Raw genomic sequence first — 11,997 nt, forward strand, 5'->3', positions numbered from 1 at the left:
ATCAAAATACCAAAAGGTTATGGAAATACCAGATGAATTAATCGTAAAATACTACGAATTACTAACTGATGTGAGCGAAGAAAAAATCGAAGAAGTTAAAAAGATTCTGGAAGATCAATCTGTAAATCCAAGAGATATCAAGATGGACTTAGCAAAGGAAATAATAAGTCTATACCACACAGAAGAAGAAGTAGAACAGGCTGAAGAAAGATTTAAGATGATATTCCAAATGGGTCAAAAACCTAAGGATATGGACACAGTAACTGTAAGCAAGGACGGCTTCGATTTGATTTCAACTGTAGTAGATAAAGGTCTAGTATCAAGCAAGAGTGAATTTAGAAGATTATTGATACAAGGCGGAGTAAAGGTAAACGACGTCAAGATAGAAAAAGAATCTGAATTACCAAAAGAAGGAGAATTGGTAGTCCAAGTTGGCAAGAAGAGATTTATAAAAATAATAGTTTCTTAATGAATAGAAGGTGCTGTAGAAATAATGACAGCACCTTTTTAAATTTTTACCAACATCCAGGCGAAAGTATTCGTTCAATAACGAAAACGAGTATTGTTGTAATTATATTACTTACAATAATAGAACTAATTAAGCTTTTTTCATTTGGAGCATCCTTAAATAAAAATCCGTAAACTAATGGAAACTCAATTATTAAAGTGCTAAGTAAGTATGCAAGTCCAATCGTATAAGATGGTGTGTGTTCCATCATTTGTTCAAAGGTGTATATTTCATCAAATGCATAAGTGAAATACGGAAAAATAAAAGATAAAATATTACTTATTAAAACAACTAAAAATGCTTTTAATAAATTTTTTACTTTTGCAAAGTGTACAACAAAAAATGTTTCGATTAATAACGTGATAATTATTACAAAAGGTAAAACGTCATAAGGTCTTCTATCCGAAACCCAATGCCATGAGGAATTTGCATAAGATATAATAGGAAAACAACTTAAGCAAATTACAGAAAAAATAACGGTAAATAAGAGTTTATCTTTTTTCATAGTAATACCTCCAAAAGAAATAAAAAATTGTGTTGTAGTAACTATTTTTTTAACTATCTTAATAAAATTTTAGCATATCGAAAATTGATATAAATTTAATTTAAACTAACAAAAGTCTTACAAAATATTACATCGAGAATTAAAATATTTAATATAAAAATCTGAATCTATATTATTATATTAAATAATATATAAAAATAAAATAATATATAATGTTTCATCAAAAATAGTGATTTTTTTGAATATTATGTTATTATATAAAAAGATAATTCTTCAGTTCACATATAGTTCATATAGAAGGATTATAGATTTTAGTTTTATGGTAAATAATTAAATAAAAGGGAGGCATTATTATGAATTTTGTAGATAAGTTGGGGAACTTTGTAAAAAAATACTTATCTCTATTAGTTTTAATTGGGGCAGCTATATCTTATATTAATCCTAATATATTTATAGGAGTAGTTCCATACTTCAATGCAATTTTAGGATTCATCATGTTTGGTATGGGTATGACATTGACTAAGGAGGACTTTATATTAATCTTTAAAAAACCTAAAGATGTTATATTAGGACTTTTAATTCAAATGATAACTATGTCAGTAGGTGCATTTATAGTAGTTAAAGTATTAGGTTTAAAGGGTGATATTGCAGTAGGTCTTATATTATTAGGAGCTTGTCCAGGGGGAACTACTTCAAACGTAATGAGCTTTATAGCTAAAGCAGACGTTGCATTATCAGTAACTTATACTTCAATATTTACTTTTATAGCACCACTTGTTACACCAGCATTAATTTATTTATTTGCAGGAACTTACGTACAAGTTGATGGTTTAGGTATGTTTATATCAATATCTAAAGTTGTTTTAATACCAATTATATTAGGTATAATAGCTAATACGTTCTTCTCTAAAGCAGCACAAAAATGTGTTAGAGTATTACCTTCAGTATCTGGTCTTGCAATGGTACTTTTAGTTGCAGGTATAGTAGCAGCTAATGCATCTAAATTAAATGCATCAGTAATAATAGTAGCAATAGCAGTAATTATTCACAATATCTACGGATATTTCTGTGGTTACTTCGGTGGTAAACTTGTTGGATTTAAAGAAAGAAAGAGAAGAACTCTATCTATAGAAACTGGTATGAAAAATGCTACATTAGCTACAGTTTTAGCAGCAGCACATTTCGCACCAGAAGCAGCAATAGCACCAGCAATTGCAGGTATATGGCATGCATTCTCAGTTTCAGTACTTGCTAACTATTGGGGTAATAAGGAAATAACTGACGAAGATGAAGATGAATTACAACAAGCTAAATAGTGAGCTTGATAAATAATATACAAAAATTGTTAAAAATTTGTTGAGAAAATATTTGTTATATGATACACTTATCTCAAGTTAATATTTAATTTGTAAGATATCAATGAATGATATTTAGGCCATGAAGGTTTTTGCTTCATGGCTTTTATTTTTTTATTGGGATTATAATCAAAGGGAGGTTATTATTTTGAAATTTAAAAAATTATTGGCTTTAGGATTGGCTGTAGCTTTATCAGTTACAAGTTTAGTGGGATGCTCTCAATCAAGTAGTAGCTCTTCAAATTCTTCGTCAGAAGCTACTTCTAAAAGAGAAGAAAGAATAAAAAACGATGAATTAATAGTTGCAATAGGTGCTGAACCAGAGACAGGATTTGATGCTACAACAGGAGGACACGGTTCACTTACAAAGGTGTTTTTTTCAACTCTATTTAAAAGGGATAAAGATTTAGGATTTGAAAACGATTTAGCTACAGGATATAAGGTATCCGATGACAAGTTAACTTGGACAGTAACTATTAGAGATGATGCTAAATTTACAGATGGTGAACCTGTAAAGGCAGAGGATGTGGCGTTTACTTATGAAACTGCCAAAGAATCAGGCTCAGAAATAGATTTAACAATGATAGACAGTGTAAAGGTCGTAGATGATACAACTGTAGAGTTTAAATTGACTAGAACTTATTCAGCATTTATGGAAAGATTAGCTTACTTAGGTATAGTTCCTAAGCATGCCTACGATGAAAACTTTAAGGACAACCCAATCGGATCTGGTCCTTATGAATTTGTACAATGGGACAAGGGTCAACAGGTTATAGCTAAAGCTAATGAAAATTACTACGGCGACAAACCAAAAATAAAACAATTGACAATGGTATTTTTAGATACTGACGCTGCTTTTTCAGCAGTTCAAACAGGTGATATAGACGTTTGCCAAATAAACGGTAATTTAGCAGATAAAGAGGTAGAGGGAACACAAGTAATAAATATACCAAGTATAGAATGCTACGGTGTATGCTTCCCAACAATTCCAAACGAAGGCAAAAAAGCAAAAGATGGATATGAAATGGGTAACAACGTAACAAGTGATATAGCTATAAGAAAGGCTTTAAATACAGCTATAGATAGACAAAAAATCGTAGACGGCGTACTTAACGGATATGGTAGTGTATCTACTACAGGTCTTGAACAAATGCCTTGGGAAAATAAAGATACAGAGCTATCTAAAGATGAATACGCAAATGTAGACGAAGCTAAAAAAATACTATCTGACGCTGGATGGGAAGATACTGACGGCGATGGTATAGTTGAAAAAGACGGTCAAAAGGCAGAATTTAAATTACTTTACACTGAAGGTACATACAGACAAGAGATGGCTCTAGAATTTGTAAATGTAGCAAAAGAAATAGGTATAAGCGTAGATTTAGAAATCAGAACTTGGGATACAATAGTTGAAGATATACATAGAGAAGCAGTATTTTTCGGATTTGGTTCAGGTGATCCATCAGAATTATACAACCTATACTACGGACCTATAGCAGGTGGAACAGTATCTTGGGATAACTCAGGATGCTACAATAACGAAAAAGTAAATGAAGATATAGACAAGGCTTTAGATTCTACAGATGAAAAAGAAGCTCTTAAATACTGGAAGGATCTTCAAAATTACACATCAGCTAAAGGCGACGCTCCATATTGCTGGCTTGCAAATGCAAATCATGTATACCTAGCAGCAGATGGATTTGATTTTGGAAATCCAGTAGTTCAACCACACGGAGGAAGAATATTTGATAACGTAACAGAATGGTCTTGGAAAAAATAATATTTGATATAAACAGTAGTATCTACTTAGAGTTGTTTAGGTAGGTACTACTTTATAGTTTTAATTTATAGGAAAACGCAGTGCAAAATCCATTGTAAAGGTATTTATAATTAAAGATTTTGTTATATAATTGTATAGTGTGGAAAATTATTTCTCACAAAATACAAGATAAATATTTAAGGAGAAAAAAGATGAATAAAGGGATGGGTAAATTTTTAACTAAAAAGTTTTTAAAATTAATAACTCTTTTAGTAGCTCTTTGTATAATTACCTTTGTACTTATGGAGTTATCGCCGATAGACCCGGTGACAGCTTATGTTGGTGCATCTACAAAGGTAAGTGCAGAGCAAAGGGCGTTGATAGCAGAACATTGGGGTTTAAATCAGCCTCCGCTAGTTAGATTTTGGTCTTGGTTTAAGTCTATTATAACTGGAGATTGGGGAACTTCTATGATTTATAGAAGACCTGTTTTGGAGGTTATAGGACAAAAGTTCTTGTCTTCTATATGGCTTATGGCTATATCGTGGATACTTTCTGGAATTATAGGATTTGTTTTGGGAATTATAGCAGGAGTAAAGGAAGGAAAGTTAGTAGATAAGATAATACGTAGCTATTGCTATATAATTATGTCGACTCCAACATTTTGGCTTGGAATACTTTGTATAATGGTATTTGCTGTAAAACTAGGTTGGTTCCCGGTGGCACTGAGTGTTCCTATAGGTGTTTTATCTGAAAATGTCGGTATATACGAAAGGTTGCAGCATATAATACTTCCAGCTTTGACACTTGGAGTTATAGGAATTTCAAGTATATGTATGAATACTAGAGAAAAGGTCGTAGAGATAATGTCTACAGACTACGTGTTATTTGCGAAGGCTCGCGGTGAAAGTCTAAGACAAATAGTATTTCACCACGTTCTAAAAAATGTATCACTTCCAGCTATAACACTTCAATTTTTATCTTTTAGTGAGTTGTTTGGAGGAACTATATTTGTAGAGCAGGTATTCTCGTATCCTGGATTAGGACAGGCTACAGTTGCAGCTGGTCTTAAGGGGGATTTACCTCTTCTTATGGGGATTGCCATAATAAGTTTAATTTTTGTTTATTCAGGAAATATAATAGCAGATTTATTGTATCGTCTAATAGATCCTAGAATAAGAGAGGGGCGCGATTTATAATGGAAAATATTAAAAATACAGAAAAAAAATCGATTTTTAAACTCGGAGTTAGAGAAAAAACAATATTTTCTATAGGATTATTCGCTTTTTTCTTTATAGTGATTTTAGTATGGGGTAGCTTTATAAAGGTAGACGATTTATATGTAGATTTGCCTAATAAATTTCAATCTCCATCACTTTCTCATTTATTTGGGACTGACTGGGTAGGAAGAGATATGCTTACAAGAACTATAAAGGGTCTTAGTTTGAGTATGAAAATAGGCCTACTTGCTACTGTAGTAAGTACAATAATAGCGATATTACTTGGAATTATAGGACCTACTTTTGGTAAAAGGGTAGATGCTGTTATAACATGGTTTATAGATTTAGTTTTATCAGTACCTCATACATTGGTAGTAATACTTATATCGATAGCTATGGGAGGCGGTATGAAGGGGATTGTAATAGGGGTTGCAGTTACCCACTGGACATCTCTTACTAGAGTTATAAGAGCTGAGGTTATGCAGATAATGGAATCTGATTACACTAAGATTGCTAGAAATTTCGGCAAATCCAATTGGTATATAGCAAAGGAACACGTACTACCTCATGTAATACCACAGATAATAGTAGGTGCTGTACTTATATTCCCACATGCTATTTTGCATGAAGCATCAGTTACTTTTTTAGGATTTGGACTTCCACCTCATGAGCCAGCTATAGGTGTAATTTTATCTGAGAGCATGAAGTACTTGACAGGTGGTTACTGGTGGCTTGCTTTTTTCCCAGGGCTTAGCTTAGTTTTAGTATCTATGATGGTAGATAGAATCGGGAAAAATATAGAAAAATTAATAAATCCTAAGACTGCATATAAATAGGAGGCCGATATGAAGGATGCAATTTTAAAGGTAAAGGATTTGGGAATATCATTTTCTCAATATACAAAGGGATTAGTTAGAAGCGATTTAAATGTAATAAAAAATTTAGATATAGAATTAAATGAAGGAGAAATCCTAGCTGTTGTGGGTTCTAGTGGTTCAGGTAAGAGCTTGCTTGCCCATGCGATACTTGGAATACTGCCGGATAATGCGTCTGTAGAAGGAACTATAACCTACAAGGGAGAAGAACTAACAAGAAAAAAACAAGAAAAGTTAAGAGGAGACGAGATTGTATTAATTCCTCAATCAGTAAACTACCTAGATCCTCTTAAAAAAGTAGGAAATCAAATAAAAATATCTATAAAAAACAAAGATAAAAAGGCTAAGGATCAAATAGTAGATAGATTATTTGAAAAATACAATTTAGATAAAAAGGTAAAAAACTACTATCCTTTTCAACTATCAGGAGGTATGGCGAGAAAGGTGCTTTTATGTACTGCGCTCGCTTCAGATAGTAAGGTTATAATAGCAGATGAACCGACTCCTGGACTTGATGAAGTTTCTTTAAATGAAGTTCTTAAGGATTTTAGAGAGATAGCAGACAGCGGATGTGCAGTGCTTATGATAACTCATGATATAACAGCGGCACTTAAAATAGCCGATAAAGTGGCGATTTTTTATGCAGGATCTACTTTAGAGGTTGCAGATAAAAGTGACTTTAAAAACAACGGTGAAAATCTCAGACATCCTTATACAAAGGCTCTTTACGAGGCTCTACCTAGTAACGATTTTACTGCTATGGATGACAAAACACAGCCATTGCCAAATGAGCTACCAAAAGGATGTGTATTCTCTGATAGATGCAAGCTAAAAACAAAAGAATGTGAAGAAAGAGTTCCTGAAAATAGAGAAATTAGAAACGGAAAGGTGAGATGTATTCATGCAACTTAAAGCCAATAATGTGAGTTTTAAATACACAGAAGATAGATATATCCTAAAGGACATAAATTTTTATGTAAACAGCGGTGAGGTAGTCGGTCTAGTGGCTCCTAGTGGATTCGGGAAGACTACACTTGCTAAAATTTTGGCGGGGTATATAACTCCAGAAAAGGGAGAGGTTGTACTAGAGGGATGTGAGCGAAAAAAAAGAGGCTACAACCCAGTTCAGCTGATTTTCCAGCATCCAGAAAAATCTGTAAATCCAAAGTGGAAGATGAAAAAAATCATAAACGAAGCATTTACGCCTTCAAAAGAGCTTATAGAAGCTATGGGAATTAAGGAAGGTTGGATGAATAGATGGCCTAGTGAGCTTTCAGGAGGAGAGCTTCAACGTTTTTGTGTTATAAGAGCATTATCACCCGAGACTAAATTTTTAATAGCAGACGAGATGACTACTATGCTAGATGCTATCACGCAAGCCCAAATTTGGAATGTAGTATTAGATTATGCTAAAAAACACAATATAGGTGTAGTTGTGATAAGCCATGAGAAGGCTCTAGTAGATAAAGTCTGTGATAGAGTTGTAGATTTAGAAGAGTTTAGAGAAGAGAAAAAGAAAGTAGTTTAAAAATTTTTGATGAAAATGATTGACATAAATTTCTATAAATGGTAATATAATGTCAGCTTAAAAAGCAGAAAATGGGGCATACCACCGCGGGTATGGTTTATTTTCTGCTTTTTTTGTTTTCTAAGACTTTTATAGAATGAGGAGGAAGAATATGACTTTAAATGGTAAAAATATCGATTTATCAGAAGATATTACAATAGAAAAACTTCTAAAAAAATACGACTTAGATCCTAAAAAGGTCGTTGTAGAAGTAAATATGGAAATTGTAGACGATGAAGCTTACAGCACTTATTTATTGAAAAATCAAGATGTTATAGAAGTTATAAGCTTTGTTGGAGGTGGTTGATTTTGAAAATTTTTTTTAATGAGGCACCTGAAGAAGTTACTCAAAATACAACTGCCTATAAGTTTAGAGATAGTGTAGATAAAAATTGTGATGTAATTGTTCTAAATGGATTTCCTCTAGGTGAGGACAAAATATTAAAAGAAGGAGATCGCATTACTTTAATTCAAAAGGGTAAGGTTCCTTCAAAGGATGAGCTAGAAGCTCTTTTAATTGCGAGACATACCCCTAATATACATAAAAAGCTCAAAAATGGAAAAGTGGCTATTTTAGGTCTAGGCGGTTTAGGATCAAATATAGCAATTTCGTTAGCTAGAGTAGGCGTAGGAGAGCTCGTATTAGTAGATTACGATGTCGTGGAGCCGTCTAATTTGAATAGACAGCAGTATTTTGTAGAGCATATAGGAATGAAAAAGACAGATGCATTAAAAAATATACTGGGAAAAATAAATCCTTTTGTAAATATCAAAACTAAGGATGTATTTATTACAAAAGAAAATATAGATTTTTTAAGAGAATCAGATATAATAATCGAAGCCTTTGACGATGCAAAATGCAAGGCTATGATATGCAATGCAGCCTTGAAAAATTTTAGAGATAAATATCTAATAGCATCCTCAGGTATGGCAGGATATTATGATTCAAACGATATAAGGACTAAAAAAATAAGAGAGAAATTTTATATTTGTGGAGACTTTGAGCATGAAGCCAAGGAAGGCGATGGATTGATGGCTCCAAGAGTAGCGATATGCGCAAATCACATGGCAAATTTAGCTATGAAGATACTTATAGATGAAATCGAATAATGGAGGAAATAAGATGGATAAATTAATTTTAGGTGGACACGAGTTTAGTAGCAGACTTTTAATAGGAACAGGTAAATTTGGAAGTAATGAAATACTTCCAGATGTTATAAAGGCTAGTAACAGCCAAATAATAACAATGGCTATAAGAAGAGTTGATCTAGACAATCCAAAGGAAAACATACTTACTTATATACCAAAAGATATGACTATATTACCGAATACTTCAGGAGCAACTAATGCAGAAGAAGCTGTAAGAATTGCTAGAATATCTAGAAAAATGGGATGTGGAGATTTTATAAAAATAGAAGTTATATCAGACACTAGATATCTACTACCAGACAACGAAGAAACAATAAAGGCTACAAGAATACTAGCAGATGAAGGGTTTATTGTACTTCCTTATATGACACCAGATTTATACGCAGGAAGAAAATTAATAGAAGCAGGGGCAGCTGCAGTTATGCCTTTAGGAGCTCCAATCGGTTCAAATAGAGGATTAAAGATGAAGGAAATGATTCAAATAATGATAGATGAATTAGATACAAATATAATAGTAGATGCAGGAATTGGTAAACCATCTCAAGCTATGGAGGCAATGGAAATGGGAGCAGCGGCTGTATTAGTAAATTCAGCAATATCATCAGCAAGTGATCCAGTAAAAATGGCAAATGCATTTAGATTGGCAGTTGAAGGCGGTAGAGATGCTTTCTTAGGAAAAACAGGACCAGTTAGCGAATTTGCAAATGCTTCATCTCCTTTGACAGGATTTTTAGGAAAGTTTTAAGGAGGATATAAGATGAGTTTTTATGAAGTTATAGAAAAATACAGAGATTTTGATTTCGACGGATATTTTGAAAGTGTTACAGATGCAGACGTACTTAGAAGTTTGTCTAAAGACAAATTAAACCATATGGATATATTGAATTTATTATCACCAAAGGCTATGAGACATCTAGAAGCTATGGCGCAAAAGGCACATAGGTTGAGTCTTCAGCATTTAGGAAAAACTGTTACTTTATATACTCCAATGTATATAGCAAACTACTGCGTGAACCACTGTGTTTACTGCGGTTATAACTGCAAAAGTGGAATCAACAGAAGAAAATTAACTATGGCGCAAATTAAAGCGGAATCAGATTGCATAGCAGATATGGGATTTAAACATATTTTAATTCTAACCGGTGAAAGTGAAAGACATTCTCCAATTGATTATATAGCAAATGCTGTAAAGCTAGTTTCTGAAAGATTTGCATCTATAGGTATAGAGGTGTATCCAATGGAGGTCGAAGGATACAAACAGCTTGTTAAAAATGGTGCCGATTCACTCACTGTCTATCAAGAAACTTACGACGAAGAAATTTACAAAAAAGTCCATATAAAAGGACCAAAGGCAAACTTTAAATTCAGACTTGATGCACCAGAAAGAGGGGCAATTGCAGGGATGAGAAGTCTATCAATAGGAGCTCTTTTAGGTCTTGCCGATTATAGAAAGGACGCATTTTTTACTATATTACATGGAGAGTATTTAAAAACTAAATACCCTCATATAGAGCTATCTTATTCAGCACCTAGAATGAAGCCTTTTAAGGGAAGCTTTGACGATATAAATCCAGTAGATGACCCTACAGAATTTCAAATAATGACTGTTATGAGATTATTCGACCCTCATGCAGCGCTAAATGTTTCTACTAGAGAGGATTTAGATTTTAGAAAGCATGTAATACCTCTAGGAGTTACTAAGCTGAGTGCAGAGGTTACTACTGAGGTAGGTGGACATACTCTAGGAGCAGGTGGAACTAACCAATTTGAAAATAATTCAGATGCAAGCTTAGAAGAAGTTGGAGAAATGCTAGGCTCTATCGGATATCAATACGTATTTAAGGATTGGGAAAGATTCTAGAGGTGAAGGATGTATTTAATTACTAATAGAAATCTATGCTCAAAAGAGAAATATTTAAATACTATAGTAGAGGCTGCTAAAAATAAAGTAGATTATTTGATATTGAGAGAAAAGGATTTGGATTATCCAGATTTGAAGGATTTATATCTAGAAATTTTACAAGAATTAGAGAAAAATTCCACAGATATAAAAATAATAGTAAATAGCGCTATAGAATTATACGAAAATTACTCAGTTTATGGAATACATCTTCCTTATCATAAGTTCAAAAACATGGTAGAGGATAAATACAAATTTGATAAAGATAAGGCTATAGGTTTATCTCTACATACAGTAGAGGAAGTGGTTGAATTAGAGGATATTATAGAGAAAAATGATATAGAAATAGAGTATATAACTTTATCACATATATACGAAACTAAGTGTAAAGAAGGATTAAATCCTAAAGGAATCGAGCTTTTAAAAAAAGCGAGAAATATAACAAAAATAAAAATAGTGGCTTTAGGCGGGATTTTACCTCAAAATGTCGGAGAAGTAATAAATTACTGTGACGATTTTGCCGTGATGAGTACGCTTTTCAAAAACAATGATGTAAATAAGATTATCGAAGCTTACAATCAAAATATAAAATAAGTTTTTTAAAAAAGCCTTTTTGACAGCATATATTTTGTCAAAAAGGCTTTTGAGTTTATCTATTATTTTGCATTATAGGCATTATTAAGTACATTTAAGTAATCTTCTTTAGTCATAGGTCTAGGATTGCTTTCAGTAGATATATTTATAGATGATTTTTGAGCTAATATATCGAAGTCTTCTAACTTAACATCTAAATCAGAGAATAGTGGAAGCTTTACATCTAAAGCAAGCTTTTGAACAGCTTTAACTGCTATATCAGCACCTTCTTCATCATTTTTAAATTCAAATCCCATAGCCTTTGCAACTCTAGCGTATTTTGCTACACAATAGTCCTTGTTGTACTCCATAACATGAGGAAGTAAAACTGCATTACAAACTCCATGAGGTAAATCGTACATTCCGCCTAGAGCCTCAGCTATACAGTGAACACTTGCTACATCAGAATGGCTAAATCCAATTCCAGCTAGCATGCTTCCCATAAGCATCGCACTTCTAGCTTCGAAATTATCTCCTTCAAATACTGCAGTTATTAAGTTATTGTATATAAGCTCGATTGCATATA

Annotated in this window: 14 protein-coding genes; 12 read left to right on the forward strand and 2 right to left on the reverse strand. The window is 32.8% G+C overall.

Annotated features, from left to right (window positions below; all coding sequences use genetic code 11):
* Positions 1-469, forward strand: a 469-nt coding sequence (locus MR593_RS04275; RefSeq protein ID WP_290687190.1) for a S4 domain-containing protein, incomplete at its 5' end; no start/stop codon positions are given.
* Between the two features lie 46 nt (positions 470-515).
* Here the strand turns inward: MR593_RS04275 and MR593_RS04280 are convergent.
* Positions 516-1,013 (reverse strand): hypothetical protein, encoded by a 498-nt coding sequence (locus MR593_RS04280; RefSeq protein ID WP_290687191.1) that lies wholly within the window; start codon positions 1,011-1,013, stop codon positions 516-518.
* A 353-nt stretch (positions 1,014-1,366) separates the two neighbouring features.
* Between MR593_RS04280 and MR593_RS04285 the strand changes: the two genes are divergently transcribed.
* From MR593_RS04285 to MR593_RS04335, 11 genes are all read left to right on the forward strand, one after another.
* Positions 1,367-2,329 carry a bile acid:sodium symporter family protein gene (locus MR593_RS04285; RefSeq protein ID WP_290687192.1) on the forward strand — a complete coding sequence of 321 codons (963 nt, stop codon included), beginning with the start codon at positions 1,367-1,369 and terminating at the stop codon, positions 2,327-2,329.
* Positions 2,330-2,516: 187 nt separating this feature from the next.
* Positions 2,517-4,148: an ABC transporter substrate-binding protein gene (locus MR593_RS04290; RefSeq protein ID WP_290687194.1), complete on the forward strand. Its 1,632-nt coding sequence runs from the start codon at positions 2,517-2,519 to the stop codon at positions 4,146-4,148.
* A gap of 191 nt (positions 4,149-4,339) precedes the next feature.
* On the forward strand, positions 4,340-5,326 hold the full coding sequence (locus tag MR593_RS04295) for an ABC transporter permease (protein WP_290687195.1): 987 nt from the start codon (positions 4,340-4,342) through the stop codon (positions 5,324-5,326).
* On the forward strand, positions 5,326-6,183 hold the full coding sequence (locus tag MR593_RS04300) for an ABC transporter permease (RefSeq protein ID WP_290687196.1): 858 nt from the start codon (positions 5,326-5,328) through the stop codon (positions 6,181-6,183). The genes MR593_RS04295 and MR593_RS04300 overlap by 1 nt, the downstream gene beginning before the upstream one ends.
* 9 nt (positions 6,184-6,192) lie before the next feature.
* Positions 6,193-7,134 (forward strand): ABC transporter ATP-binding protein, encoded by a 942-nt coding sequence (locus MR593_RS04305; RefSeq protein ID WP_290687197.1) that lies wholly within the window; start codon positions 6,193-6,195, stop codon positions 7,132-7,134.
* Positions 7,124-7,750: an ABC transporter ATP-binding protein gene (locus MR593_RS04310; RefSeq protein ID WP_290687198.1), complete on the forward strand. Its 627-nt coding sequence runs from the start codon at positions 7,124-7,126 to the stop codon at positions 7,748-7,750. Before MR593_RS04305 ends, MR593_RS04310 begins: the two co-directional genes overlap by 11 nt.
* 151 nt (positions 7,751-7,901) lie before the next feature.
* Entirely contained in the window at positions 7,902-8,096 is a 195-nt protein-coding gene (gene thiS / locus MR593_RS04315; RefSeq protein ID WP_290687199.1) for a sulfur carrier protein ThiS, read from the forward strand.
* 2 nt (positions 8,097-8,098) lie between these two features.
* Positions 8,099-8,899, forward strand: coding sequence for a sulfur carrier protein ThiS adenylyltransferase ThiF (gene thiF / locus MR593_RS04320; RefSeq protein ID WP_290687200.1), 801 nt, complete (start codon positions 8,099-8,101; stop codon positions 8,897-8,899).
* Between the two features lie 13 nt (positions 8,900-8,912).
* Positions 8,913-9,683 carry a thiazole synthase gene (locus tag MR593_RS04325; protein WP_290687201.1) on the forward strand — a complete coding sequence of 257 codons (771 nt, stop codon included), beginning with the start codon at positions 8,913-8,915 and terminating at the stop codon, positions 9,681-9,683.
* A gap of 12 nt (positions 9,684-9,695) precedes the next feature.
* Positions 9,696-10,799, forward strand: a complete 1,104-nt coding sequence (gene thiH / locus MR593_RS04330; RefSeq protein ID WP_290687202.1) for a 2-iminoacetate synthase ThiH — start codon at positions 9,696-9,698, stop codon at positions 10,797-10,799.
* Between the two features lie 9 nt (positions 10,800-10,808).
* Complete coding sequence (locus MR593_RS04335) at positions 10,809-11,432, forward strand: thiamine phosphate synthase (RefSeq protein ID WP_290687203.1); 624 nt, start codon at positions 10,809-10,811, stop codon at positions 11,430-11,432.
* Between the two features lie 62 nt (positions 11,433-11,494).
* Here MR593_RS04335 and MR593_RS04340 read toward each other — a convergent pair.
* Positions 11,495-11,997: iron-containing alcohol dehydrogenase (locus tag MR593_RS04340; protein ID WP_290687204.1), on the reverse strand; the 503-nt coding region annotated here is incomplete at its 5' end.

Origin of the sequence: Intestinibacter sp., assembly GCF_022780145.1 — a bacterium.
Classification (GTDB): Bacteria; Bacillota; Clostridia; order Peptostreptococcales; family Peptostreptococcaceae; genus Intestinibacter.